The sequence below is a fragment of the Agathobaculum sp. genome, from assembly GCF_034098985.1.
GTDB lineage: Bacteria > Bacillota > Clostridia > Oscillospirales > Butyricicoccaceae > Agathobaculum.
Map to the genome: position 1 here is coordinate 149,297 of NZ_JAXEOA010000030.1, position 24,196 is coordinate 173,492.

Consider the following 24,196-nt stretch of genomic DNA (forward strand, 5'->3'; position numbering starts at 1 on the left):
GCCATTTAAGATTTCTACGATTGCCCGTTTTCCTGTTTGCGGTATTCGGAGGGGGAAACGCCCACGTAGCGTTTAAAAATGGTACTGAAATAGGTGGAGTTGTCATAGCCGCACATATAGGCCACCTCGTAGGAGCGGTAGTCCCCCGAGCGGAGCAGGCGCTGGGCGTGGGTCAGGCGGGTTTCGGTCAGGTAGCCGACGAACGACTGGTTTGCGTTCTGCTTGAACAGCGCGCTCAAATAGGTCGGCGAAATGCCGACCGCTGCGGCCACCAGATCGAGCGAAAGCTTGGAATTTCCATAGTGCTCCCCGATATAGACCTTGGCCCGCTCGACCGCGTCCTGATTGCCTCCCGCGTTTTCCTCCAGAAAATCGCACACCAGATCGAGCACGCGCATCAGCTCCCGCATCATGCTGTCGAGCGACTGGCAGGCCATCAGCCGCCGGTATGCGGCCATGGGTTCGGGCAAAATGCTCTGCACCGGGCAGCGCATCTCACCCAAAAGCCTGATGGTTTCGCCATATACAAAGCTGACCAGCATGCTGGTATACAGATAGGAATTGTGCGAGGTTTTGCGGATGTTTTCCGCGATCCCGGTCAGCGCGTGATGGATCTCCTCCTTGTGGAAGCCGGACAGCGTCTGGATGATGTTCCGCATATCGATCCCCTCGGGCAGCGGCGAGGCGAACGCCTGCCCCAGCGCCTCTCCCGCTTGAATGTCCTGCCCGGTGCCGAGCAGGAACACCCGGTCCATACAGCGGCGCGTTTCCTCATACGCCTGCCGGCACAGCGCAACGCCGCCCCGCAGGATCGAGGAGGCGATCGTCGTATAGGCGGCCTGCACGCCCGCCGCACGCAGGCGGCGGACATAGGAGCGGATATGGAAGCGCAGCTCTTCCTCCAGCTCGCTGACGAACAGGACAAAATAACGCCCGTTGTCGTTTTCCACGATGCGCATATCCTCGTTGCTCTGCGCAATCAGCGCGGTTTCCAGCTCCTGTGTGAACGCGAAAATCGTCTCCTCGTCCATGTCGCCGGTCAGGCGGTCAAAATCGTCCATCTGCACGAGCACGCCCGCGCAGAACGGCGCGCCCCGCCAGCGGGAGGGCAGGTTTTCCGCCAGCTCGCCCACGCTCGCGCGCCCCGCGAGGAAGCGCCCCAGCAGGCGCTGCTGCTGCAAGACCCGTTCTTCCTGCACCTGCTGCTGTAATTGGTCGATCTCATCCTGCCGGCTGCGCTCCGTATCCAGCTCCTGCCGCAGGCGGGTAAGCACGCCGCACAGCGGCGGCAGCTCGACCGGCTTGAGCAGATAATCGCTGACGCCGAGCTGCAAAGCCGTGCGCGCATAAGTAAACTCGCCGTGCCCGGTCAGGATCAGCAGCTTGCAGTCCGGGTTCTGCTCGCGCAGGGCGCGGATGAGGTCCAGCCCGTCCATGCGCGGCATACGGATATCGGTGATGACGATGTCCGGCTGCTCTTTCTTCGCCAGCGCGAGCGCTTGCACGCCGTCCTCCGCCACCGCGGCCAGCGTAAGCCCGAGCGTGTCCCACGGCACCGCGCGCCGCACGCCCTCCCGGATAATCTCTTCATCATCTGCCAGCAGAACTCGGTACATCGCTCATCCCTCCCAATGTTTTTGGCAGCCGCAGCCGGACCGAGGTGCCGAACCCCGGCTCGCTGACCACCGAAATGCCGTATTCCCCGCCCGCCAGAATGTGGATGCGGTCGTTCACATTGCACATGCCGTAGCTCTCCGCGCGGATGTCCCCGCAATGCGCCAGCGCTTTGCCAAGCGCCTGAAGCTTGCTCTCGGACATGCCCACGCCGTCGTCCCGCACCTCCATCACCAGATCGCCGCCCTCCGAAAGGACGTTTACGAACAGCCTGCATTTGCGCGCGGCCGGCTTAATGCCGTGGTACAGCGCGTTTTCCACGATCGGCTGAAGCAGCAGCTTAGGCACCATGCAGCCGCGCACGCCGCCGTCCAGATATACCGAATAGTCAAAGATCTTGCTGTACCGGATTTTCTGGATGGTCAGATAGCTCTGCACATGCTGCACCTCGTTTTCAACCGGGATCAGATCGTCCCCGCGGCTCAGGCCGATGCGGAAAAAGCTGGTCAGCGCGGCGACCATCTCGCTTGCCCGGTCGTTTTCCCCCGCCCAGATCAGCCAGTTCAGGGAATCGAGCGTATTATAGAGGAAATGCGGGTTAATTTGCGCCTGCAGCGCCTTATATTCGGCCCATCGCAGCCGCTCCTGCTCCTGCTGCACGGTCACGAGCAGGTTTTGGATGTGTCCGGTCATATTTTTCATGCTGACCGCGAGCGCGCCGACCTCATCCTCCCGCACAATATCCAGCCCGGCGGAGAAATCCCCGGTCTCCACCTTTTTCACATACTGCATCATCGCCTTGATCGGCCGCAGTTCATAGGCGCGCAGCCAGCGCGACACCGCGATATTGATGAGAAACGCGAACAGGCCGATCCACAAAACGGTTTGCAGGATGTGCCGGCTGTCCTCGCGCAGAAAGTCCTTGTAGACCAGCCCCGCCACCGTCCACCCGCTCGCGGGCAGGCGGCTACACAGCACAAAAAAGTCCTTTTTATCGCGTACCTCAAGCTTGCTGCCGATCACTTCCCCCTGCACGAGTTCTGTCACAAGCGACTGCTGCTCGCTGTCTTCCGTGAGCGCGGAGAGCACGCCGCCGTCCCGCCCGAGCAGGAACACATTGCTGTTTTCGCCCAGATCGACCCGCATCATGCGCTTGATGGCCGCGAGCTTAATCTCGACCACGATAACGCCGCACGGCTGCCCGGTCTGCGGATGGCTGATGGAGGAGACCGCGCTCAAAACGCCGTCTCCCATGTTGTCCACAATCATCGAGCCGTCCGGGCAGTTGACCCACTGGGTCGCCGCGTGGTTTCGCGCCAGCTGGTACAGCTCCTCCGACATGCCCGAGGTTTCACGCACCGAATAGTAGCGCGATTTGGCGGTCACGCCGTTATCCAGCACCAGATAGGCGCCGCTCGTCATATCGTAGTACGCGCCGAGCCGCTTGAGCTGCATGCCAAGCGCTGTTTGAAGCTGCTCCCGCTCCTCTTCGTTCGACGGCTGGCGCATCAGGCACTCCCGCACCGCGGAATCCGCCGCGATCATTGAGGAAAGATCGTCCGCGTCCGCGATCATCTGGTCCAGGTCGAGCGAGACATTGTTCATGATCTGCGTGGACAAACGCAGCGCGCCGCTGCTCATGCGTGTGTCGGACACATGGTAGATCACCCAGCCGGCGGCCGCCAGCGGGATCATCATAAGCAGCGTGAAATAGAGCAGCAGCCTTCGCCCCAGCGAGTGCCGGAAAAAGCACCGAAGTCGTCCCATGTAGGCCTCCCATCTAAAACGACACAAGACCGGACCGCAAGAACGCGGTTCGGTCTGTAGTCTTTTCTTGCTTTATTATTCTTCGCCCAGGTACATTTTCCGCACCTTATCGTTGCCGAGCAAAGCCTCGCCCGTGCCCGTCAGCGTAATTTTTCCGGTCTCCATCACATAGCCGCGGTCGGCCACCGCAAGCGCCATGCTCGCGTTCTGCTCAACGAGCAGGATGGTCGAGCCCATCTGCTGCAAACGCGGGATGATGTTGAAGATCTCGTCGATAAAGATCGGCGCGAGGCCGAGCGACGGCTCATCCAAAATAAGCAGCTTGGGGTTTGAGATCATCGCCCGCACCATGACCAGCATCTGCTGTTCGCCGCCGGACAGCGTGCCCGCCGTCTGCCAGACGCGCTCCTTGAGGCGCGGGAATATCTCAAACAGCCCCTCTATCTCGCCCGGGATATTCTGCTTGTCTTTGCGCAGGAACGCGCCCATCTGGATATTCTCCATCACAGTAAGCTTGGGGAACACATGGCGGGATTCCAGCACCTGTGCAATGCCCCGTTTGGCGACCTTGTGAGAGGGAAAGCCGTAGATGCTCTCATCCTCAAAGGTAATGCTGCCGCCGCAGGGCTTCAATATGCCCGAGATGCAGCGCAGGAGCGTCGTTTTGCCCGCGCCGTTCGCGCCGATCAGCGCGACGACCTCGTTTTCATGCACCTCCAGGCTCACGCCTTTCAGCGACTGGATCGCGCCGTATTTATGCTCAAGATCCTTGACGATCAGCGTGCTTTGCACGTTCGACACCTCCCTTGCCCAGATAGGCCTCGATGACCTGTTCGTTTTTCTGAATATCCGCCGGCAGGCCCTCGGCGATCTTGGAGCCGTGGTCGAGCACGGTGATCTGGTCGGACAGGCTCATGGCGAGCTTCATGTCGTGCTCGATCATCAGGATCGTGATGCCCTGCCCGCTGATCGCGCGGATAATGCGGATGAGATTGTCCTTTTCCACCGAGTTCATGCCCGCCGACGCTTCGTCCAGCATCATCAGCTTGGGGCGGCTCGCAAGCCCGCGCACGATCTCGAGCAGGCGCTGCTCTCCGTAGGGCAGGTTGCAGGCAAGCTCGCCCGCGCGGTTTGTCAGGCCGACAAAGTCCAGAAGCTCATAGGCACGCTCAACCATCGCCTGTTCCTCAGCGCGCTCGGCCTTGGTCCGCAGGATGGCCGAGGCGATGCCGGACTTGGTGCGGCAATGCTGGCCGACAATGACGTTTTCCAGCACGTTCATTGTGGAAAACAGGCTGATGTGCTGAAAGGTGCGCGCGATGCCGAGCTGGTTGATCTCATATTTTTCGTTGCCGTTGATCTTCTGCCCCTCGAGATAAACGTTGCCGGCAGTCGGCTGGTAGACGCCTGAAATAACGTTGAAGCAGGTGGTCTTTCCAGAACCGTTTGGGCCGAGCAGCCCGTGGATCTCGCCCTTTTCCACGCTCATATCCAGCTCATTGATCGCTTTCAGGCCGCCGAACTGCATGGTCACATTTTGAACTTTGAGTAATTCCATGTCATTTCGCCTCCTGTTTTCCGGCACGGCCCGGCAGCTTGTTGAGCAGATGGTAGTATTTGTTCCGCAGCGTGCCCGCGATGCCGTTCGGCATAAAGAACAGCACGAAGATGATAAGCGCGCCGTAAATCAGCATTTGATAGGTTCCAAACTGCTGCAAAAATTCGGTCACGACGATGATGAGCAGCGAGCCGATCAGCGGGCCGCAGAATGTGCCCATGCCGCCAACCAAAATCATCACAAGGAACATGCTTGACTGGTCAGCCGAGAACGACTCCGGGCTGATGAAGCGCACCAGATGCGCGTACAGCGCGCCGCCGACGCCCGCATAAAACGCCGCGATAGTGAACGCCATGGATTTATAGCGCGAAAGCTTCATGCCGAACGCCTCGCTCGCGTCCGGATTGCACTTGATCGCCTGCATCGCGCGTCCGACGCGCGAATCGACAATGCGGTGCTTGATGACCAGAAAAAGCAGCACGAGTGCAAGCACAAAATATAGGTACGCCGCCTTGCTTGTCAGCTGGAAGCCGAACAGGCTCACCGGCGGAATACCGCCGATACCGTTCGCACCGCCCGTCAGCTTTGTCGGGCCGTTGAGCGCGAGCAGGCGGACGATTTCGCCGAAGCCAATCGTGACGATCGCAAGAAAATGGTGCACCAGTTTGGAGCAGGGAATGGCAAGCACATAGCCGACAATGGCCGCAATGGTTGCCGCAAACAGCATGGCGAGCACCACGGGCACGCCCGCCTTGCTCAAAATAGCGCTGAAATACGCGCCGATGGCGTAAAAGCCCGCCTGCCCGAGCGAGATCTGTCCGGAATAGCCGAACAGGATGTCGAACCCGGTGTTTACGATCATGTAAATGCCCAGCGTGCAGATGATGAGGTGGATATAGGTCGATTCGCGGAACAGGATGGGATACAGCACGGTCACCGCGACCAGCACGAGCGCAATCAGCCGCTGCACCTTGGTCTTGGACAGGGTCTTCATAATCTGATTCATTCGATTCCCCTCCCCCTTAATCCGCTTTTACTTTGAGAATGCCGTGCGGCATCACAAAGAGGACGACGATCAGCACGCCGAACGAGATGATATCCTTAAACGAGGATGAAAGATAGCCCGCGGCCATTGTTTCGACCACGCCAAAAATTAGGCCGCCGATGATCGCGCCGTACATGTTGCCATAGCCGCCGAGCACTGCCGCGGCAAACCCCTTGGTGGACAGGATGGCGCCCATCTTGGGATATACGCCGTAGATCGGGGCAAGCAGGATGCCCGCCACCGCTGAGAGCGCAGCCGCGAGCGCCCACGCCATGCCGACAGTCAGAGGCACGTTGATGCCGACAACGCCCGCTGCCATCGGGTCCTGCGCGGCGGCGCGCAGGCTGGTGCCCAGCTTGGTGCGGCTCATGAACAGGTGCAGCAGCACCATGCACGCGAGCGTCACCACAACAATGGCGATCTGCTGCGGCGAAATGGATACCGGCCCCATCTTGATCGGGTTTTCCCCAAACGAGGAGGGGAAATTTTTCACATCCGAGCCCCACAGGATCATGGCAAAATTCTTGAGGAAGATGGACAGGCCGATCGTGGCTAAAACGATGTGGATCTGCTGGCTACCGCGCCGCAAAAGCGGGCTGATCATGCTGCGTTCGAGCAGCATCCCGAAAGTGAACATAAAGCCGATGGCGATCAGCACGGCCAGCAGAAACGGGATGCCGAGGCCGACGTAGATCGTGAAAGCGACATAGGCGCCGAGCATGAAGATCTCGCCCTGCACGAAGCTCATCAGGCCGGACGCGCTGTAAATCAGGCTGTATCCCAGGCCGATCAGCGCGTAGATGCAGCCAACGGCGATGCCGCCAACGAGTAACTGCAAAAACATAGCACTTCTCCTTTGTTTTGTTTGAAACAGCCGGTCCGGATTGGCGGGCCGGCTGTTTGTACCGCATGGTAGTTTCGGATTTATTCGGCTTCGATGTACTTGCCGTCCTGGATCTGGAAGATACGCATGGACTCGATGCCCTCGCCGTTCTTGCCCTTGTAGGAGAACGTACCCGCGAGGCCTACATAGCCGTCAATATCGTTATATGCCTGCCGCAGCTCGGGGCCGTGGTCAGCGCCCGAGGCCTCCATGGCTTCCGCGATCATCATGACACCGTCATATGCGCGGAACGCGTTGTCAGACGCAGGAGCCGAGCCGAACTCTTCCATATAAGCTTCGAGGAACTTCTTCATGTTGTCGTCCTCTGCGTCTTCCGGATTCTCATAAACCAGATACTGCGCCGCGAAACGCACGCCGTTGGTCGCCGCGCCCGCGTTTTCAAGGATCTCGGGCAGCGTGTAGCTCTCCGAGCCGAGGATCGGGCCGTCAAACCCGGACTGGCGGAGCTGCTTGGTGACCGCGCCGAGGTCATCGCCCAGGCACCAGATGAATACCGCGTCCGGGGCTGCCGCGTTGATCTTGGCAAACTGTCCGGTAAAGTCGCGGTCGCCGTTGGTCATGGTCTCGCTCGCGACAAACTCGATGTCATACGGCTCGCATTCGGCCTTGAAGCCGTCCGATCCCGAGGTGCCGTATTCGTCGTTGCTGGTGAACAGCGCAATCTTTTTGTAGCCCTGGTCGGCCGCATATTTGGCGAGCTGCTTTGCCGATACGGTCGAGTTGGAGATTGAGCGGAACAAATAGGTATAGCCCTGCTCGAGCCAGGCCGGCGAGGTGCCGCCCGCGACGCAGATCGTCTGCGCTTCCTCGATTACCGGGCCCGCAGCCTGCACGTTCGCGCTATGTAAGGAGCCGAAGATCGCGTTTACCTTATCCACCTGCACCAGCTTGGTCGCCGCCTTGACTGCCTCCTCCGGCGAGGATTTATCGTCATAGGATACGATCTCGAGCTGGCGGCCGAGCACGCCGCCGCCCGCGTTGAGCTCATCCACCGCGATCTGCACGCCGTTGAGCGCCGCTTGTCCGGCCTGCGCGGTGCCGCCGGTCAGCGGGCCGAAATAGCCGATCTTGATCGCCTCGCCGTCCGAGGAGGACGCGCCGGGCTCTCCGGCGGGCGCGTTTCCGGAGCCGTCACCGCCTCCGCAGCCTGCGAGCAGGCTTGCCAGCATCGTACCGCACAGGAACCAGCTGAGTTTTCGTTTCATAATGATTCTCCTTTTCTCTTTTCGTTTAGGGCCTCGCTTTTATTGTCTGTATCATACCGCGGCGCAGAAAATCTCTGAATCAAATATCTTATAATTACCTTTCGCTTTTCTATAAAATCATAAAAATACCGTTTTTACATCGTCCGCCTTTTTGTCCAAATGAATTCAGCCGCCGGAACAGAACGTCCGGCGGCTGAACCCTATATAAGAGAAGAGAAGAGAGGTTTTCAGAATCAGTCGTCAAAGGTCAGAATGACCTTGAGCGCTATTTTCTCCCGCACCAGCCGGAGGACTTCGTCCAAATCGTTATAGGAGACCACATGCGAATAAAAATCCTTTGGATCGACCTTGCCGCTTTCGATCAGCGCGATCGTTTCATCCATAATGGCGTATTCGCCGTAAGGGAAGTTTAGCATATGGAGCGAGGTGTTGCATTGCAGCCGCGAGGTGTCGATCATCAGGTCGTTGGTTCTCAGCACGCCGAGCGAGCACACCTTGCCGCCCGGTTTCAGCCGGCCGCTGCCCTCATACAGAATGCTGGTAAAGCCGACCGCGTCCATAACCAGATCGAACTTCCGCCCGGCGAGCACCTCATCGACGTTTTCAGCGGCGAAGTTGATGGTTTGATCGACCTTTGCCACACGCTTTGCCTGCTCGAGCCGATCGGGCACGCTGTCGATCTGCACGACCGTGTCCGCGCCGCGCAGCTTGCAGAACATGGCGAGCGCAATGCCCATCGGCCCTGCGCCGTAGATCAGGATATCCATACCCGGCGCCGCGCCGAAATTCTTGGCCGCGCTGTGGCACTCGGCCAGCGAAAGGAGCACGCCCGCGTCGACAAAGCTGATGCTGTCCGGGAATTTATGCTGTTTCGGGAAAGGGATATCGGCTTCCGCGAAGCCGTCCTCGAGCATGGCCTCGCGGTCGCACACCAGACCGAACTGCGCCATCGAGCCATGCGTTTTGGAATAGCCGTTGCCCACATCCGGATGCAGGTTTGGATGGATGAACCGCTCGCCCACCTTGATATGGCGCACCTTTTTGCCGACCGCGACAACCTCGCCCGCGCCCTCGTGCCCCAGTACGGTCGGATAGCCGCCAAAGCCGTTTTCCAGCGTGCCGCCGATGATCTGCGAATCCGTGCCGCTGCAAAAGCCGCAGGCGTGCACGCGGATGAGCGCCTCATAATCGCCGGGCACGGGCTTCGGCACATTGTCTACCACGCGCACATCGCCCGCCGCCAGAACGGCGACCGCTTTCATCAGTTCCATCACGAAATCCTCCTCGTTTATTTTCTGTTTTCACTTTACCATGCGCGCCGTACCGCAGCAATTGCAACTTGCTTCACAATTCAAACAAAACCTTTCACATTTTTACGAAGCGGAAAACGCGCCGGGAAACGGAAAACCGTTTCCCGGCGCGCAGCTTTTTCAACATAAGGGCAAAATATTTTCCGGGGCGACGGAGAGCGTCAGCGTTTCCCGCGCGGGCAGTGCGGCGTAGGCGGCTTTGTCCAGCATCCAGCACAGCGGCTGCGCCGCGCCTTCCGGGCGCACGAACACCAGCACATCGAACGGGCTTTCGATGACCTGCTCGATTTGGCAACGAAATGCGTTTTCCCCTCCGCCCCGGTGCAGGAAATGTGCCCGGATGCCGACCGCCGACAGCGCATCCGGCAGTTCCCCTTTTGCCCGCAGCGTCAGGTTCCATTCGGGGACGGACAAGCGTCCATCCTCCGTTTTGCAGGCCTGCGCAATGTTTTTGCAGCCGGTCAGCAGCGCGGCTGCACGTGTTTTCGGGCTGCGGAACAGCTCCCACTTCTCTCCGAACGCGTCGATGCATCCGTGGTCGTAGACCGCGATGCGGTCGCACAGGCGGTATATCTCATCGCGGCTGTGCGAGACCAACAGCGCCGGCCCGTCAAACTGCTCGATCACGCGCAGCACCTCGCGTTCGGTCTGCCAGCGCAGGAAGCTGTCGAGCGCGGAAAAGGGTTCGTCCAGCAGCAAAATGCGCGGGTCGGACACTAAAATTCGCGCGAGCGCCACGCGCTGCTGCTGCCCGCCAGAAAGCTGGTGCGGGCGGCGGCAATCCAGTCCGTTCAGCTGCAACAGCCCTATAGTCTCCCCGAGCCGCTCCCGCTGCGTCCGTTGGTCCAGTCCGCTGCGCCGCAAGCCGGCGAGGATGTTCTGTTCGACCGTCATATTGGGGAACAGCGCGTAGTTTTGGAACAGCAGCCCGACGCGCCGTTTCTGCGGCGGCAGGTCGATCTTTTTTTCCGAATCGAACAGAGTCTCCCCATCGAGCACAATCCTGCCGCGATCGGGCCTTACCACGCCTGCAATGCACCGCAGCGTCATGCTCTTGCCGCAGCCCGAAGCGCCCAACAAGCCGACTGTTTCGCGTTTCTCCGTTTCAAAGGAAACGTTGAGCTGAAAGCTGCCGAAATCCTTTTGAATATCTACCAAAAGCCCCATGTGCCTCACTCCTCCGCGCGCCGCGCCGGACGGTCGCGCTGCTCCAGCAGGTTGACAGCCAGCAGCACGGCCGCCGAAATCGCCAGATTGACCAGAACCCAGCGAAGCGCCAGCGCCTCGTTGTCCGTGCGCCAAAGCTGATAGACCGTGGTAGAGATGGTGGCGGTCTTGCCCGGCGTGTAGCCCGCGATCATGCTGGTCGCGCCGTATTCGCCCAGCGCGCGCGCAAACGCGAGCACCGTACCGGCCAAAATGCCCTGCCGGCAGGCGGGCATGGTCACGCGCCAAAAAATGTAGCGGTCGGATAGCCCCAGCGTCTGCGCCGAGTATCGCAGCGTCTGGTCGAAAGATTCAAACGCGCCGCGCGCCGTGCGGTACATCAGCGGAAACGCGACGACCGCCGCCGCGAAAATACCGCCGACCCACGTCATCGGCACCTTTAGGCCGAACGTGTCCAGCAGCCACATGCCGAACGGCCGCTTGACGCCGAATATGCATAAAAGGAAATAGCCCACCACCGTCGGCGGCAGCACGAGCGGCAGTGTCAGCACCACATCGAGCGCGCCTTTGATAAGCCGCGGCAGCTTGGCGACATACCACGCCGCGAAAATGCCGCTGAAAAAAACGAGCGCCGTTGAAATCAGCGCGATGCGCAGCGAATTAAAAAGCGGATACCAATCCACGTACCGCGCCCCCTTTCCCCTTTAAGCCGGTTTGGCAAAACCGGCCGCTTCAAAAATTTTCATGCTGTCGTCCGTTTGCAGATATGCAAGAAATGCCCCCGCCTCTTCGGGATGCGCCGTATCCTTGGTCACCGCCGCGGGATAGACCACCTGCCGGCACATGTCCGGCGTGGCCTCATCGACCACGGCCAGCCCCGCGGAATAAGCGTCCGTCGCATAGACGATGCCGCAGTCGACCGCGCCCTCGGCCACCTGCGTCGTGACCTCCTTGACATTCGAGCCATAGGTGATCTTGTTTTCGCTCTTGAGCGTTTCCAGCAGGCCGAGGCCGGTCAAAATCTCCTCGGAATACTGTCCGACCGGAACATCGTCGTTGCCCAGCGCGATCAGGCCGCACTTCTCACCGATATCGGCAAAGGAGCCGATGCCCGCCGGATTGCCCTCGGGCACGACAAGCGCCACCTTGTTTTCCAGCAGGTCGACACGCGTCGATGGATCGATAAAATCCAGTTTGTCTGGATTTGCTTCCGCATCCTTGGAAGCGTCAAGCTGATCCATCTGCTTTTGGGCCGCCGAAATGAAAAGGTCGCACGCCGCTCCCTCCTCGATCTGCGTTTTGAGCGTGCCGGAGGAGTCAAAGTTGAATATCAGCGTCACCCCGGGCGCAGCGGTTTTATATTGCTCCGCGATCTCAGTCAGCGTCTCGGTCAGCGAAGCCGCCGCGAACACGGTCAGCGAGGCCGGAGCCGTTTCTTCCTGCGAAACAGTTTTAGGCGCACAGCCCGCAAGCATTGCAGCCGGCAGCACGGCCGCAAACAGCGCACACAGCATTCGTTTGCCTATGAGTCTCATAATGTCTTCCTCCTGCCGCTTCGTTGTTCTGATGAAAGGATAACGCATTCCCGGAAAAGGGGCTTCTTTCAGCCCCTTTTTCTATGCCGCTATGCCTGCGGCAGGTTCCAGTTGAAATACTGCCAATACGGCTCGGCGGCACGCGCCTTGAAATCTGCCTTGGCCGCGTCGTCCCACGCATAGGTTCCCTGCCCGGTCTTTTGGCCGAGATCGCCGCGCGCGACGCGCTCCCGCACAAACGCGGGCGCTTCTTTTGCGTCGCTCAGGTCGCGCAGCAGATAATCCTCAATGTTCTGCACCATATCAAGCCCCGCCGCGTCCTGATGCTCAAACAGGCCGACCGAGGTATAGCGCGGCATAAAGCTGTACATAAGCGCCTTGTCGATGTCGCGCGGGTCGGCAAGCCCCTGTTCGACCATATAGATGGCCTCGCGCAGCAGCGCGTGCTGCAGGCGGTTGGCGATAAAGCCGGGCGCGCTTTTTTTCATCACGCACACCTTGCGCCCACAGCTTTCAAGGATATCATAGGCTGCCTGCGCCGCCGCGTCGTCCGTGCACGCACACTTGACCATCTCAACAAACGGCACCAGATGCGGCGGGTTGAACGGATGCGCGACCACCAGCTTGCCCGGTTCGCGCTTTAGGCCCTCGCACAGCGTTTCGGGCGCCATGGCAGAGGTGGTCGACGCGATGACGCGGAATTTCTCGCAGTGCTTTTCTATCTGCTCGTAAATTGCGAATTTAACCGCCTTATCCTCGAGCGCACATTCAAAAATTGCATCCACGTCCTTGAGGTCGTCATAGGAAAGCGTGAAATGCAGGTTTTTTTCGCAGGCCTCGGCCTGCGCGTCAGTCATCAGCCCGCGGCTCTTGAGCACGGCGTACATGTCGTCATAGCTGCGCTTGCCGCGTTCGGCGGAGGATGTTTTTGTGGCGAGCACGGTCGTGTGGTAGCCGTTGCCCGTGAACAACGCGGCCAGGCTCATGCCCATCATGCCTGTGCCGATCACGGCAATTTTTTGTTTTTCAGTGGTCATTCGTCAGGAATCCCCTTTCGTCTTATCATCTGTTTTTGGAATTTTCCAGCATGATTAGGAGCAACTGCTCCAAATGATCCTGCACCGCCAATTCCAGCCCCTGCGTATCCCGCTCTCGCAGGCGCTCGAAGATCTTCCGGTGCCGGCTTGCCAAAAAGCCGATATCGCACTGCGTCAGCGCGGTGCCAACAAACAGCCACGATTTAATATTGCACTGTTCCCAGAGCTTGCACAGCAGATCGTTGCCGGAAGAGGCGATGATTTTATCGTGAAACAGCGCGTCCATCTGCACATACCGCTCGTTGTCGGCCTGTGCGCCCGCGCGCTCCATCTCCTGCATGATCTTCTCGATCTCATCGAGCTGCTCCGCGGTGATATGGCCGCACGCCTGCTGCGCGCCCAGCTTTTCCAACGCGCCACGCACCCTATAAAAATTTTGCATGTCCTGCATGGTGATCTGCTTGACATAGGTGCCGAGATACGGCTTCTGCTCGACAAGGCCGCTGAACTCCAGCTCCCGAATAGCTTCGCGCACCGGCGCCTGCGACACGCCGAGCAGCTGCGCCAATTTGGTTTCCACGATCCGGTCACCCGGCTTGAGTTCGCCCAGCAGGATTGCCTGCCGGATATAGCGGCTGACCTCCTGGTGCAGCAGCCTCCGCTTGGGCAGCTTCCTCGCTTCCGTTTCCATCTGTCTCCCCCTTTGTTGTCTCAATGCCGAAATACTGCATGAACAGCCGGTCGGCCTCGCCGGCGAGCGCTGTCTCGAACGCTTGGTAGCGCGCGGTCAGGTCGAGGCCGCGCGCGGTGACCTCACTGCCGCCGCCGTCCACCCCGCCGACCTTGCGTTCCAGCAGCGGAAAGCCCAGCTCGCCCTCCGCGATCTTGATAATGCGCCACGCCTTGCTGTACGCCATGCCCATTTCATGCGCGGCGACGTTGAGCGAATGGCTTTCATCAACGCGCAGCAGCAGCTCCGCGATACCCGGGCCGAAAAAGGTCTGGCTCGCCCGCAGGCGAAGCTTGAGCGAATAGCGCACGTCTTCCGCCGCGCCTTTCATAAGCGTTCGCCCCCTTTTACATCTGCGCGGCGCATTCGCCCGCCCTGCCCCGCAGGATATCGACGCCGTGCGGCAGCGCGGGCAGCAGGACATCCAGGCATTCGCGCACCGCTTTCGGGCTGCCCGGCAGGTTGACGATCAGCGTTTTCCCCCGCGTTACCGCAACGCCGCGCGAAAGCATACCCCGCGGCGTGACGCGCAGGCTTTCCGCCCGCATGGCTTCAGCCATGCCGGGCACCTGCCGTTCGGCAATATCGAGCGTGGCCTCGGGCGTCACGTCGCGCGGGGAAAGGCCGGTGCCGCCCGTCGTCAGGATCAGGTCGGCGGCATCCGTGTCCGCCAGCTCCCGCAATACCCCGGCGATCTGCGCCCGCTCGTCCGGCATGACGCCTGTCCAGACGATCTCAGCCAGTTCACCTAGCGTTTCCACAATGGCGGGGCCGCTTTTGTCCTCGCGCAGGCCGCGGCTTCCCTGATCGCTCACCGTCAGCACGGCTGTGCGGATCTTCATATGCCCGCCTCCTCCCGCGTGACCACGCGGATGGAGTCGCCCGCGCGCACCGTGCCTTCGGTGAGCACTTTGACGAAGATGCCCTCGGTCGGCATGATGCACATGCCGACCTTTTGATAGATCTCACAGTGCTGGTGGCACTTTTTCCCGATCTGCGTCACCTCGGTCAGGCACGGGCCGATCTGAAGAAGCGTTCCGACCGGAAGCGTGTGCAGCTCGATGCCCTCGGTCGTCAAATTTTCGGCGAACTTGCCCGGTGTCAGCCCGGGCACGCCGAGCGCGGTCATTTTATCAATGCTTTCCTGCGAGAGCAGGCTGATCTGGCGGTGCCAGTTGCCCGCGTGCGAGTCGCCGACGATGCCGTGGTCGACGCGAAACTCGCCCTCGGGCACCGGGTGCTTGATCGTGCCCTTTTTCTCACTGATGTTGACTGCCGTAACGGTTGCCATATTGCGTCACCCTCCTATCCGGTTCATCGCGCGCAGCGAATGAAACAGCGTTTCAAAATGATGCCCCCGCGGCTTTTTCCAAACTGCCTCGCGGATGGTCTCGAAAAGCATTTCGTCCGAACGTTCCAGCGCTGGGCGCAGGTCGGTCTCGGCGTTATCGCCCAGGCACATGCGCAGATGCCCGTCGCTCGTCAGCCGCACGCGGTTGCACACGCCGCAGAATTTATGCGATACCGGGCTGATAAAGCCGACCCGTCCGCGAAAGCCTTCGCCCGCGAAGTCCTCGCTCGGCTGGCAGGGACTGCGCGGCGCGACCGGCCGCAGCTCCGGATACGCTTCCAGCACCTCGGCGCTCGGGATGCGGCGCGTACCGTCCTCGCCCAGCCGGCCGATCGGCATGAGCTCGATAAAGCGCACATCGATGGGGTATTCCTTGGCAAGACGGATAAAATCCCCGATCTCGCTGTCGTTCTCACCGCGCACGAGCACGGTGTTCACCTTGATCAGTCCCATGCCGCAGGCGAGCGCCGCGTCGATGCCGCCGAGTACGTCGCCCAGATGGCCGCCGCGGGTCATCTTGCTGTACCGCTCCTTGCAGAGCGAATCAAGGCTGATATTGAGCCGCCCGAGCCCTGCGCACCGCAGATCCGCCACGCGGTTTTCCAGCCCCTGCGCGTTGGTTGTCATGCACAGGTCGGCCACCTCGGGGTGGCGCGCGATATCCGCGACGATCTGCTCCAAATCGCTTCGCACGAGCGGCTCGCCGCCCGTCACGCGCACCTTGCGCACGCCGAGTGCGACCATCTGCTCTACGATACGAGAAATCTCCTTTGCCGAAAGCTCGTTTTCCGCCGTGAAGCAGTCGTTCCCTTCGCGGCAGTAGATGCAGCGCAGGTTGCACCGCTCGGTCACAGAAAGGCGCAGATAATCGATCTCGCGCCCAAATTGGTCGAGCACCGCTCTCCCTCCTTTCCTCAGCCCTTGCCGAACCCGCAGTTCGGATAGGTGCAAGTCTCACAATTCCGGCACAGGCCGCCATGGCTCAGCTTTTTCACGTCTTTCCGGGTCACATGCTCGCCCGCGAGCAGCCGCGGCACGATCAGGTCGAACACGCTCACCTGATGGTACATCACACAGCCCGGCAGGCCGACCACCGGGATCTCGCCCAGATAACCGAGCAGAAACATCGCCCCCGGCAGGATGGGCGCGCCGTAGGTCTCGATCTGCACGCCCGCGCGGCGGATGCCCGCCGGTGTGCGGTCGTCCGGGTCGACCGACATGCCGCCCGTCACCGCGATTAGGTCGGCTCCCTCGGCAGCCAACTTGCCGATGCAGTCCGCGATCATCTGGTCGTCGTCATCCGCAAACAGCTGCTCGAACACGGTGCTGCCCAGCGCGGCGAACTTGCCGCGCAGAATACCGCCGAATTTATCCTCGATCAGATGATGATAGATCTCACTGCCCGTCGTCACCAGTCCGATCCGGCACGCCCGCAACGACTTTACCGAAACAAACGGCCCGACCGCTTCCGCGCGCCGCACAGTCTGCTCCTTGACGTACAGCGGGATGACCCGCGTGCCAGCCAGCTTTTCGCCCGCCCGCACCACGATGTTTTCGTGGAGCGCCGCAAACATGACTTCGTCGTCGTCAATGAGCGTTTCCAGCTTGGAAACATCGATCTTCAATAAGCCTCCGCAGGCCGCGTGCAGCTCGACCTTGCCCTCGCCCTTTGGCACGAGCGCGATATTTTCGCCCGCCGCTGCTTTTGCGATCCGCGCTGCCGCGTCGTCCTCGTGCACATCGTCCGCGCCGAGTTCGAGCACAAATAAGTGCTGTTTGCCCATCGAGCGCAGCACCGGGATATCCTGCTGCTCGATGATATGCCCTTTTTTAAACCGGCTGCCCTTAAATTGCCCCGGGATGATCTGCGTCAGGTCGTGCGCGAGCACCGAGCCGACCGCATCTTCCACCAATACTGTTTTCATCATTTCACCTCGCCAATCCGGTCGAGCACGCTCTGCGCGGCCCGTTTGCGCCTTTCTATCGCCGCGCGCGCCGCCGGGTCTGGTCCGCATTTGGAAAACGCGCGCGAAAAACGTTCAGAAAGCGTCGCTTTCCGGTCTCCGATCACCAGTTTATCCGCCAGGTACAGCAGCGTAGTCTCGGATACCGTACCCCACAGCGCGTCCGGCAGCTCCATATGCGCCGCCGTGATCTCGGCCATGCGGTGGTATCCCAAGCCGAGCAGCGCCTGCGCGATGCGCGCCGCGTGCTGCGGCTTTGTCCGCGCCGCGTCGTGTACGAGCGCGGCGGCGGCGAGCAGCCGCCCGTCCACACCCGCGCATGCTGAGACTCGAGCTAGCTCCAACGCCTTTTCCGCGACCGCGCGGCAGTGCGCGCGGATCGCGTCCGTTGAGCCAAAGCGCCGGTGAAGCGCTTCGATCTCGCCGTCCGTCGGCGCGCTGCCCGCCCGAAAAGCAAGCAGCCTCTCATAATCTTCTTTCGTGTCCGCGTCGAGCAGGCAGCCCGGATCGTCCACCGCGCACGTCTCCAGCCGCAAAAGCCGCAGCGCGCCTTTCAGCCCGCCGGTTCCGTCGTACGCCAGCACGGCGGCCGCCGCCTTGGAGGAAAGCAGCAGCGGGTGCCCATGCGCGCCGCCCATGCCGGGGCGTACAGCGTCCGCTCCCGTGTGTTCCCGCGCCTTTTGCAGCGCATCCAGCGTTTCCGGGTGGAACATCGGGATGTCCGCCGGCAGGACAAGTGTTGCTTCGCAGTCCCCCAGCGCGCGCAGGCCGATCTTTGCAGAATCCAGCATCTGCGTCTGCTCGTAGGCCGCGTTATGTGCAAACCGCACGGGCAGTCCCACAAGCGCACGCTCAACATCCCGCGCGCGGCTCCCGGTGACAACCACAACGCGCTCCGCGCCGCCCTCGATGAGCCGCCGCACCGTGCTTTCCATCAGCGTGCCTTCGCCGAGCGGCAGCAGCGGCTTAAACGCGCCCATGCGGCTCGACAGCCCGGCCGCCAGCACCACCGCCCCGGTCATGCTTCGGCGTTGCGGAACGCCACGATCTCGGCCGCGATGGACACCGCGATCTCCTCCGGCGTCTGCGCGCCAATCGGCAGGCCGATGGGGCTGTGTACGCGCGAAAGCTGCTTGGGGTCGAGCCCATCGGCTACCATCTTTTCATACATCAAATCGCGCTTGCGCTTGGAACCGATCATGCCGATGTAACCGGCCTGCGTCCCCAGCGCCCAGAGAAGCGCCTCGCGGTCGCCCAGATGCCCGCGCGTGACAATGACCACCATGTCCCGCGCGCCAAGCTGCATGGGCGGGATGTGCCCGTAATCCGGCACGACCATCCGCTCATCCTCCGGGAAACGCTCGGGCGAGCAGTATTCTTCGCGGTCCTCCACGACCGTGACCGGGATCTCCAGCAGCCCCGCGAGGCGCGAGAGCTGCCGCGCGATATGGCCGCCGCCGAAAATGACCATGCGGCCGTCGTCGATCTCGCGCAGCTCGTCCTGCGGCTCGGCCGTGCCGTCGTAAAACCGGACGGACAGCACGCCTTTACCGCCGCAGATCATATCCGACTCGGCCGCGTCCGCCGAGGACAGATCGAACGGCATTTCGCCGCCCCGCCGCTCGCGGATCGCCATTTGGGCGCGCTCGATGGCCTTTGCCTCGAGCACGCCGCCGCCGACCGAACCCTCGATGCTGCCATCCTCACGCACCAGCATGGACGCGCCCTGATGGCGCGGCATCGAACCCGTGCCCTCCCGGATGGAGACCAGCGCGAACGGCTGCCCCGCAGCGCACAGCGCGCGGATCGCCTGTTTGAGTCTTTTCATCTTGCTTCACTCCTGCCGTTTGACGGCAAATACCGTATCGGAAAAGGCTTCCGCGTCCCTTCCGGGCGCGATACGCACTTTTGTATTCTCATTCAGCGCGCATTTCGCCGCTTGGTACAGCTCGCGGTCGGCAAAGACCAGCCGGCCGGCCGTATTGGCAAAATGCGCGAAAGTCCGTGTGTCAATCGGGCTGAGCTCGGTGACGGAAAGCACCGCGGTCGACACGCCGCACACGCCGCAGACCTTGGCCGCGGCAAGCGCCGCGTCTGCGTCCGCCGGGCGGACGGCAAGCGCCACATCCACCCCTTTGTTCAGCACCTTCGTTGTTCCCTCAAAAGATAACGCTTCTAGCATAATCTGCTCCTTTGCAGTTTTGGGAAAATGCTTTCCCGCCGCGCCGCAAGCGGCGGGAAAGCCTTGGTATCACTTGGTGTTCGTCAGATATTTGTAGCAGCGGATGACGTTGGTGCGCTGGATGTATTCCATCATCTCGTCCTGTCCGATGTCGACCGGGAAACGGTCGGCAAAGCTGATGTTTTTGACGCAGGTGTCCACGTCCCAGCCGCGGGCGATGCCCTTGCCCACCGCGTCGATCCATTCATAGATGAACGAACGCTGCTTGGCGACATACGACTTGTCGACCACCGGGCCGTGTCCGGGCACAAAGTAGTCCACATCGAGCGTTTCGAGGAAGTCCAGCGTTTTGAGCAGCGCGGCGATGTCGGCCGAGTGGAGCCAGGTCTGGCACTCGGAAAACAGCGTGTCGCCCACGAACGCCACGCGTTCTTTCGGCACATGCACGCAGAGCTGCGAGGTCGAGTGGCCGGGCGTATAGTAAAGCTCAAACACTGTGTCGCCGAGGTTCAGCGTCATATGCTCGCGGAACGTGATCTGCGGCCGGTTGACGATGAAATCCTCACGTTTGGGCATGAGCGGGAGCGCGGCCTTATCCTGCCGTTCGAGCACGTCGACGCTGTAATCATAGCAGTCGCTGATATCGCCCGCGACAGTCCAGAATATCTCGTTGAGCTTTTCATGGCCGATGACCAGGCTCTCCCCGGCAAACCAGTGGTTGCCGAAGATATGGTCGATATGGCCCTCGGTGTTGATCAGATATTTGATCGGGCCGCGCTTTTTGGCGAACTCGCGCATTTCCAGCAGCGTGGACAGCCACTGTGCGGTGTCGATGAACACCGAGCCCTCGCTCGTGAACACGATCGACGGGTTGCAGCCGCGGATCTTGGTTTCGGTGTATACGTTAGGGGTCAGCATTTCCATATTGCAAATCCTCATTTCCGGTCAGGTATTTCCGTTCGGAGGGGCATTTTGAGAAGAGAAAGAAATGGAAGGAGAGAGGTGAGATAGATTGCGCGCCCCTCCCGAACCGGAAAGCAGTATTTAGTTCGCCTGCGCGCGGGAAAGCGCTTCTTCAAGCGCGTGGCGGATCCAGACGCGCACCATTTCCAATCGGTATTCCTTGGTGGCGCGGGGATCGGAGATCGGCGTAGCCTTGGCGGCGCACGCCTCAGCGGCCTCGCGGATGAGCGCTTCGTCCGGCTTTTTGCCCACAAGCAGCGCTTCGGCCTCGCGGCAGCGCAGCGGCGTCGGGGCGACAGAGGCCAGCGTCAGCCGCGCCTCGGCTACCGTGCCGTCGTCCTTGAGCGTCAGCCGCGCGCCCGCGCCGACGATCGAAATATCCGAGTCACCCCGGATGGCGTATTTTTTGTAGGAAGCGCCCGTGTGTGCCCCCGGTTTGGCGATCTCGAACCGGACGACCATTTCGGCCTCGCCCAGATCGGTCTTGCCCGGGCCCTTGAAGAAGTCGCACAGCGGCATTTCGCGCGTGCCGTCCGCGCCGGCGATGACAACCGCCGCGTCGTGCAGCAGCAGGCCGTGTATCGCGTCCGCCGAGGGCGAAGCGTTGCAGGCGTTGCCGCCGATGGTCGCCATATTGCGCACCTGCATGGACGAGACGTGCCCGCACGCTTCCTTGACGACCTTATACTCCGCCTCGAGCGCGGGGGACAGCGAGATCTCCCTGAGGTTTGCCAGCGCGCCCAGCGTCAGACCCTTGTCGGAAACGGTGATCTCGTCCAGCCCTTTTACGTCCATCAGGCCGATGACCGCCTTGGGCTGCCACATTTTCATCTTGATGCGCGGCACCACGTCGGTGCCGCCCGCGAGCAGGCGCGCGTCCTTGCCGTATTCCTTCAAAAGGCTCTGGCATTCCTCGACGCTTTTCGGCTGGAAGTATTTTTCAAACCGCATGCTCATCGTACTTCCCTCCATTCAGAGGCGTAATCGCCGTAGTCGCCATCGCGCACGGCCTCGATCGCCTCGACGATTTTTTTATAGCCCGTGCAGCGGCACAGGTTGCCGTGCAGCCCCTCGCGGATGTCGTCCTCAGTTGCGTTCGGGTTTTCGTCGAGGATGGCCTTGGCGGTCAGGATCATGCCGGGCGTACAGTAGCCGCACTGCACGGCGAAATGGTCGATAAACGCCTGCTGCAAGGGGTGCAGGCCGTTTTCGCCCTCCAGCCCTTCAATGGTCGTTACTTCGTGTCCCGCCGCCTGCGGAATAAACATGGTGCAGCTCTTGACCGCCTTGCCGTCCAGCAGCACGGTGCACACGCCGCAGTTGGAATCATCGCAGCCGCGCTTGGTGCCGGTCAGGTTCAGCTCGTCGCGCAGCACTTCCAGCAGCGTCATCGACGGATGGGCGTATACCACGCGCTTTCTGCCGTTGACCGAGAGCTCAAACCGCATTTTTTCTTCAAACATTACTGGTTCGCCTCCTTAGCCTTCTTCTCCTTGATCAGCGCAAGGATGCGCTCCGCCGTCATCGGGTAGCCTGTGACGCGCACGCCGACCGCCTGATAAATGGCCTCTGCGATCGCCGGGCCGACCGGGATCGTGATCGATTCGGCCATGCCCTTGGCGCCGAACGGGCCGTCCGGCAGCGGATCGGGATTGATAAAGGCATAAACGTCGTCGTTCTTCGGCATATCAAGCACGCCGGGCAGACGGTAATCGCTGAAATTACAGTTGGCGATCTCGCCGTTTTCGTTATAGAGGTGCTCCTCCATGGTCGAGAAGCCGATCGCCATATGCACGCCGCCCTCGATCTGGCCTTCGACCAGCTTGGGGTTGATCGGATTGCCGGTGTCTGCGGAGGAGGCGATTTTCAGCACCTTGACCTGCCCGGTTTCCTCATTGACCGCCACTTCAACGCCCGCCGCCGAATACTGGAACCAGTTCCAGACGCGGTCGGACAGGCCGTTTTTATCCCACTGGTGGATGGGAGCCGGGCAGTACAAGCCATGGCCCTTGACGGGCGAACCCTTTTGCAGGCCCCAGTTGCCCTGCGTGAACATGCCGACCGGCACGAACAGCGAGGGGATGTCGACTTCCTGCACATAGCTGCCCTTGAGGAACGCCTTTTTGCCCTGGATCTCCACCTTGGAAACGTGCAGGCCGAAATGGCGCGCGATCTCTTCCTTGAGCTTATCGATGCAGTCGTGGCAGGCGGCGAGTACCGCGTTGCCGGTGTTGTAGGTCGTGCGGGAGGAGGCGGAATAGTTGTCATACGGGGTGATGGCGGTGTCGCCCTTGGTCGTCTTGACGTCGGTGATCGGCACGCCGAACTCGTTGGCGACGATCTGGGTCATCGCGGTGGTCACGCCCATGCCGTTTTCATCGCACGAGATGAACAGCTCGATCGTGCCGTCCGAGTTATACCAGACCTCGGCTTCCGAGCGGCCGAGCGGCGTGTTCTGCTTGCCGCCGACCGCGACGCCGCGGCCTTTCTTCCAAACGCCCATATCCTGCGCGGGCTTTTCCTCGACCTTGACCGCGTCCGCGACCGCTTTCAGGCATTTCTTGAGGCCGGACGAGGTGATGAGCTCGCCGTAGCAGTCGCGCTCGCCCGCGTCGATGATGTTCTTCAGGCGGATCTCGACCGGGCTCATACCAAGGTCGTCGGCCAGCTTGTTGACGAGGCACTCAATGCCGAACTCGGCCTCCGGGCAGCCCAGTCCACGGTATTCCGCCGCGGGCACCGTATTGGTCGAGACCGCGTAGGTATCCATGCGGATGTTGGACTGCTCCCCCTTTTCGGCCCAGCGGTAAACCGGCGCCGCGCCCGAGGACGACAGGCGGCCGGAGAAGAACGTATTATTGAGCGCCGCGCCGATCTCCTCGCAGAGGTAATAGTCGTTGGCGATGATCGTGCCGTCCTTCTTCGCGCCGAGCTTGACCTTGGTCTGGCACGGCCAGTTGGACGGTGCGGAGCAGAAGACCTCTTTCCGCGTGAAGCGGAAGCGCACCGTGCGCTTGGCCTTAAGGCACATCAGCGCGGTGAGGATCTCGATATACGGATTGAGGCGCGAACCGAACGAACCGCCCATATATGGCTGGATGACGCGCACGCGCGACTCCGGCATACCGAGGATGCGGCAGATGCCCTGCTTGATAACGCCGTGCACGCCCGCGCCGTTTGACCACATGGTGATGCCGCCGTCGTTGTCATAGCGGCAGATGGCGTTGGCGCACTCGAGGGGGCTTGCCGTCTTTTTGCCGACCCAGAACTCACCCTCTTCGACGATATCGGCCTCGGTAAGCTTCTTTTCCACGTCGCCCGCGTTCATATAAAATGCGCCGACGATGTTGGGCGACACGCGGTTGGTTGCGCGGTCAGCCGGGCGATCCATAAAGCCTTGATCGCGGGTTTCGTATTCGGGGTCGATGACCGCAACCGGATTGGGCTGAATGGCCTCTTCATAATTTAAAACGTGCGGCAGCACCTCGTAGTCGACTTCAATCAGCTCGACCGCCTGTTCAGCGATCTCCTCGGTCTCCGCCGCGACGAGCGCGATAGTCTGCCCCGCCCAGAGCGCGCGGTCTGTCGCCAGAACAGACGCTTTGGGATACTGGTCCCAGTCGATGCCGGGCTCGTTTCCGGTCAAAATGTACAATACGCCTTCCAGGGCCTCGGCCTTGGAGGTGTCCAGACGTTTGATGTTGGCGTGCGCGTACGGGCTACGTTTGGCCTTGATATGCGCCATGTTCGGGAACTGGTTGTCGAAATCGCTGGCATAAAGGCCTTTGCCTGTGACCTTGTCATAGGCGTCGATGCGCTTTTCGCCCTTGCCGATTAAGGTGTCCATCTGATTTCCTCCTTGAT

Annotated in this window: 25 protein-coding genes; all 25 read right to left on the bottom strand. The window is 61.0% G+C overall.

The window, feature by feature from the left end:
* Positions 1–14: 14 nt before the first annotated feature.
* Positions 15–1,616, bottom strand: coding sequence for a response regulator transcription factor (locus SO058_RS10895; RefSeq protein ID WP_320843023.1), 1,602 nt, complete (start codon positions 1,614–1,616; stop codon positions 15–17).
* Positions 1,591–3,381 carry a cache domain-containing sensor histidine kinase gene (locus tag SO058_RS10900; protein WP_320843024.1) on the bottom strand — a complete coding sequence of 597 codons (1,791 nt, stop codon included), beginning with the start codon at positions 3,379–3,381 and terminating at the stop codon, positions 1,591–1,593. Before SO058_RS10900 ends, SO058_RS10895 begins: the two co-directional genes overlap by 26 nt.
* Before the next feature lie 75 nt (positions 3,382–3,456).
* A complete protein-coding gene (locus tag SO058_RS10905) occupies positions 3,457–4,173 on the bottom strand; it encodes an ABC transporter ATP-binding protein (protein ID WP_199855231.1) in 717 nt (238 codons plus the stop codon).
* Complete coding sequence (locus SO058_RS10910; RefSeq protein WP_320843025.1) at positions 4,142–4,939, bottom strand: ABC transporter ATP-binding protein; 798 nt, start codon at positions 4,937–4,939, stop codon at positions 4,142–4,144. Before SO058_RS10910 ends, SO058_RS10905 begins: the two co-directional genes overlap by 32 nt.
* Position 4,940: 1 nt before the next feature.
* Positions 4,941–5,945, bottom strand: a complete 1,005-nt coding sequence (locus SO058_RS10915; RefSeq protein ID WP_320843026.1) for a branched-chain amino acid ABC transporter permease — start codon at positions 5,943–5,945, stop codon at positions 4,941–4,943.
* A 16-nt stretch (positions 5,946–5,961) separates the two neighbouring features.
* Positions 5,962–6,828, bottom strand: coding sequence for a branched-chain amino acid ABC transporter permease (locus SO058_RS10920; protein ID WP_320843027.1), 867 nt, complete (start codon positions 6,826–6,828; stop codon positions 5,962–5,964).
* 80 nt (positions 6,829–6,908) lie between these two features.
* Positions 6,909–8,093 carry an ABC transporter substrate-binding protein gene (locus SO058_RS10925; protein WP_320843028.1) on the bottom strand — a complete coding sequence of 395 codons (1,185 nt, stop codon included), beginning with the start codon at positions 8,091–8,093 and terminating at the stop codon, positions 6,909–6,911.
* Between the two features lie 233 nt (positions 8,094–8,326).
* The gene (locus SO058_RS10930) at positions 8,327–9,364 is read right to left on the bottom strand and encodes a zinc-dependent alcohol dehydrogenase (RefSeq protein ID WP_320843029.1); all 1,038 of its coding nucleotides are present in this window, start codon (positions 9,362–9,364) and stop codon (positions 8,327–8,329) included.
* Between the two features lie 159 nt (positions 9,365–9,523).
* A complete protein-coding gene (locus SO058_RS10935; protein WP_320843030.1) occupies positions 9,524–10,570 on the bottom strand; it encodes a sulfate/molybdate ABC transporter ATP-binding protein in 1,047 nt (348 codons plus the stop codon).
* 5 nt (positions 10,571–10,575) lie between these two features.
* The gene (gene modB / locus SO058_RS10940) at positions 10,576–11,253 is read right to left on the bottom strand and encodes a molybdate ABC transporter permease subunit (protein ID WP_320843031.1); all 678 of its coding nucleotides are present in this window, start codon (positions 11,251–11,253) and stop codon (positions 10,576–10,578) included.
* 21 nt (positions 11,254–11,274) lie between these two features.
* Positions 11,275–12,105 (bottom strand): molybdate ABC transporter substrate-binding protein, encoded by an 831-nt coding sequence (gene modA / locus SO058_RS10945; RefSeq protein WP_320843032.1) that lies wholly within the window; start codon positions 12,103–12,105, stop codon positions 11,275–11,277.
* 89 nt (positions 12,106–12,194) lie between these two features.
* Positions 12,195–13,142, bottom strand: coding sequence for a 3-hydroxyacyl-CoA dehydrogenase family protein (locus SO058_RS10950; protein WP_320843033.1), 948 nt, complete (start codon positions 13,140–13,142; stop codon positions 12,195–12,197).
* 25 nt (positions 13,143–13,167) lie between these two features.
* Positions 13,168–13,833: a GntR family transcriptional regulator gene (locus SO058_RS10955; protein ID WP_320843034.1), complete on the bottom strand. Its 666-nt coding sequence runs from the start codon at positions 13,831–13,833 to the stop codon at positions 13,168–13,170.
* Positions 13,730–14,203: a winged helix-turn-helix domain-containing protein gene (locus SO058_RS10960; RefSeq protein ID WP_320843035.1), complete on the bottom strand. Its 474-nt coding sequence runs from the start codon at positions 14,201–14,203 to the stop codon at positions 13,730–13,732. The genes SO058_RS10955 and SO058_RS10960 overlap by 104 nt, the downstream gene beginning before the upstream one ends.
* Positions 14,204–14,219: 16 nt before the next feature.
* A complete protein-coding gene (locus SO058_RS10965; RefSeq protein WP_320843036.1) occupies positions 14,220–14,714 on the bottom strand; it encodes a MogA/MoaB family molybdenum cofactor biosynthesis protein in 495 nt (164 codons plus the stop codon).
* Entirely contained in the window at positions 14,711–15,163 is a 453-nt protein-coding gene (locus SO058_RS10970; protein WP_320843037.1) for an MOSC domain-containing protein, read from the bottom strand. The genes SO058_RS10965 and SO058_RS10970 overlap by 4 nt, the downstream gene beginning before the upstream one ends.
* A gap of 6 nt (positions 15,164–15,169) precedes the next feature.
* Positions 15,170–16,120 (bottom strand): GTP 3',8-cyclase MoaA, encoded by a 951-nt coding sequence (gene moaA, locus SO058_RS10975; protein ID WP_320843038.1) that lies wholly within the window; start codon positions 16,118–16,120, stop codon positions 15,170–15,172.
* A 17-nt stretch (positions 16,121–16,137) separates the two neighbouring features.
* Positions 16,138–17,148 carry a molybdopterin-binding protein gene (locus tag SO058_RS10980; protein ID WP_320843039.1) on the bottom strand — a complete coding sequence of 337 codons (1,011 nt, stop codon included), beginning with the start codon at positions 17,146–17,148 and terminating at the stop codon, positions 16,138–16,140.
* Entirely contained in the window at positions 17,148–18,209 is a 1,062-nt protein-coding gene (locus SO058_RS10985; RefSeq protein WP_320843040.1) for a DVU_1551 family NTP transferase, read from the bottom strand. Before SO058_RS10985 ends, SO058_RS10980 begins: the two co-directional genes overlap by 1 nt.
* Positions 18,206–19,015: an XdhC family protein gene (locus SO058_RS10990; RefSeq protein ID WP_320843041.1), complete on the bottom strand. Its 810-nt coding sequence runs from the start codon at positions 19,013–19,015 to the stop codon at positions 18,206–18,208. Before SO058_RS10990 ends, SO058_RS10985 begins: the two co-directional genes overlap by 4 nt.
* A 6-nt stretch (positions 19,016–19,021) precedes the next feature.
* Positions 19,022–19,369: a hypothetical protein gene (locus SO058_RS10995; RefSeq protein WP_320843042.1), complete on the bottom strand. Its 348-nt coding sequence runs from the start codon at positions 19,367–19,369 to the stop codon at positions 19,022–19,024.
* 69 nt (positions 19,370–19,438) lie between these two features.
* Complete coding sequence (locus SO058_RS11000) at positions 19,439–20,293, bottom strand: MBL fold metallo-hydrolase (protein WP_320843043.1); 855 nt, start codon at positions 20,291–20,293, stop codon at positions 19,439–19,441.
* 120 nt (positions 20,294–20,413) lie between these two features.
* Positions 20,414–21,289, bottom strand: coding sequence for an FAD binding domain-containing protein (locus SO058_RS11005; RefSeq protein ID WP_320843044.1), 876 nt, complete (start codon positions 21,287–21,289; stop codon positions 20,414–20,416).
* Complete coding sequence (locus SO058_RS11010) at positions 21,286–21,795, bottom strand: (2Fe-2S)-binding protein (protein ID WP_442872247.1); 510 nt, start codon at positions 21,793–21,795, stop codon at positions 21,286–21,288. The genes SO058_RS11005 and SO058_RS11010 overlap by 4 nt, the downstream gene beginning before the upstream one ends.
* On the bottom strand, positions 21,795–24,179 hold the full coding sequence (locus tag SO058_RS11015) for a xanthine dehydrogenase family protein molybdopterin-binding subunit (protein ID WP_320843045.1): 2,385 nt from the start codon (positions 24,177–24,179) through the stop codon (positions 21,795–21,797). The genes SO058_RS11010 and SO058_RS11015 overlap by 1 nt, the downstream gene beginning before the upstream one ends.
* Positions 24,180–24,196 lie beyond the last annotated feature (17 nt).

What these genes read in the sequence shown, in the direction of transcription:
- SO058_RS10895 (WP_320843023.1), bottom strand. Translation starts at nt 1,616, where the DNA reads ATGTACCGAGTTCTGCTGGCAGATGATGAAGAGATTATCCGGGAGGGC.
- SO058_RS10900 (WP_320843024.1), bottom strand. Translation starts at nt 3,381, where the DNA reads ATGGGACGACTTCGGTGCTTTTTCCGGCACTCGCTGGGGCGAAGGCTG.
- SO058_RS10910 (WP_320843025.1), bottom strand. Translation starts at nt 4,939, where the DNA reads ATGGAATTACTCAAAGTTCAAAATGTGACCATGCAGTTCGGCGGCCTG.
- SO058_RS10915 (WP_320843026.1), bottom strand. Translation starts at nt 5,945, where the DNA reads ATGAATCAGATTATGAAGACCCTGTCCAAGACCAAGGTGCAGCGGCTG.
- SO058_RS10920 (WP_320843027.1), bottom strand. Translation starts at nt 6,828, where the DNA reads ATGTTTTTGCAGTTACTCGTTGGCGGCATCGCCGTTGGCTGCATCTAC.
- SO058_RS10925 (WP_320843028.1), bottom strand. Translation starts at nt 8,093, where the DNA reads ATGAAACGAAAACTCAGCTGGTTCCTGTGCGGTACGATGCTGGCAAGC.
- SO058_RS10930 (WP_320843029.1), bottom strand. Translation starts at nt 9,364, where the DNA reads ATGGAACTGATGAAAGCGGTCGCCGTTCTGGCGGCGGGCGATGTGCGC.
- SO058_RS10935 (WP_320843030.1), bottom strand. Translation starts at nt 10,570, where the DNA reads ATGGGGCTTTTGGTAGATATTCAAAAGGATTTCGGCAGCTTTCAGCTC.
- modA (WP_320843032.1), bottom strand. Translation starts at nt 12,105, where the DNA reads ATGAGACTCATAGGCAAACGAATGCTGTGTGCGCTGTTTGCGGCCGTG.
- SO058_RS10950 (WP_320843033.1), bottom strand. Translation starts at nt 13,142, where the DNA reads ATGACCACTGAAAAACAAAAAATTGCCGTGATCGGCACAGGCATGATG.
- SO058_RS10955 (WP_320843034.1), bottom strand. Translation starts at nt 13,833, where the DNA reads ATGGAAACGGAAGCGAGGAAGCTGCCCAAGCGGAGGCTGCTGCACCAG.
- SO058_RS10960 (WP_320843035.1), bottom strand. Translation starts at nt 14,203, where the DNA reads ATGAAAGGCGCGGCGGAAGACGTGCGCTATTCGCTCAAGCTTCGCCTG.
- SO058_RS10965 (WP_320843036.1), bottom strand. Translation starts at nt 14,714, where the DNA reads ATGAAGATCCGCACAGCCGTGCTGACGGTGAGCGATCAGGGAAGCCGC.
- SO058_RS10970 (WP_320843037.1), bottom strand. Translation starts at nt 15,163, where the DNA reads ATGGCAACCGTTACGGCAGTCAACATCAGTGAGAAAAAGGGCACGATC.
- SO058_RS10980 (WP_320843039.1), bottom strand. Translation starts at nt 17,148, where the DNA reads ATGAAAACAGTATTGGTGGAAGATGCGGTCGGCTCGGTGCTCGCGCAC.
- SO058_RS10985 (WP_320843040.1), bottom strand. Translation starts at nt 18,209, where the DNA reads ATGACCGGGGCGGTGGTGCTGGCGGCCGGGCTGTCGAGCCGCATGGGC.
- SO058_RS10990 (WP_320843041.1), bottom strand. Translation starts at nt 19,015, where the DNA reads ATGAAAAGACTCAAACAGGCGATCCGCGCGCTGTGCGCTGCGGGGCAG.
- SO058_RS10995 (WP_320843042.1), bottom strand. Translation starts at nt 19,369, where the DNA reads ATGCTAGAAGCGTTATCTTTTGAGGGAACAACGAAGGTGCTGAACAAA.
- SO058_RS11000 (WP_320843043.1), bottom strand. Translation starts at nt 20,293, where the DNA reads ATGGAAATGCTGACCCCTAACGTATACACCGAAACCAAGATCCGCGGC.
- SO058_RS11005 (WP_320843044.1), bottom strand. Translation starts at nt 21,289, where the DNA reads ATGAGCATGCGGTTTGAAAAATACTTCCAGCCGAAAAGCGTCGAGGAA.
- SO058_RS11010 (WP_442872247.1), bottom strand. Translation starts at nt 21,795, where the DNA reads ATGTTTGAAGAAAAAATGCGGTTTGAGCTCTCGGTCAACGGCAGAAAG.
- SO058_RS11015 (WP_320843045.1), bottom strand. Translation starts at nt 24,179, where the DNA reads ATGGACACCTTAATCGGCAAGGGCGAAAAGCGCATCGACGCCTATGAC.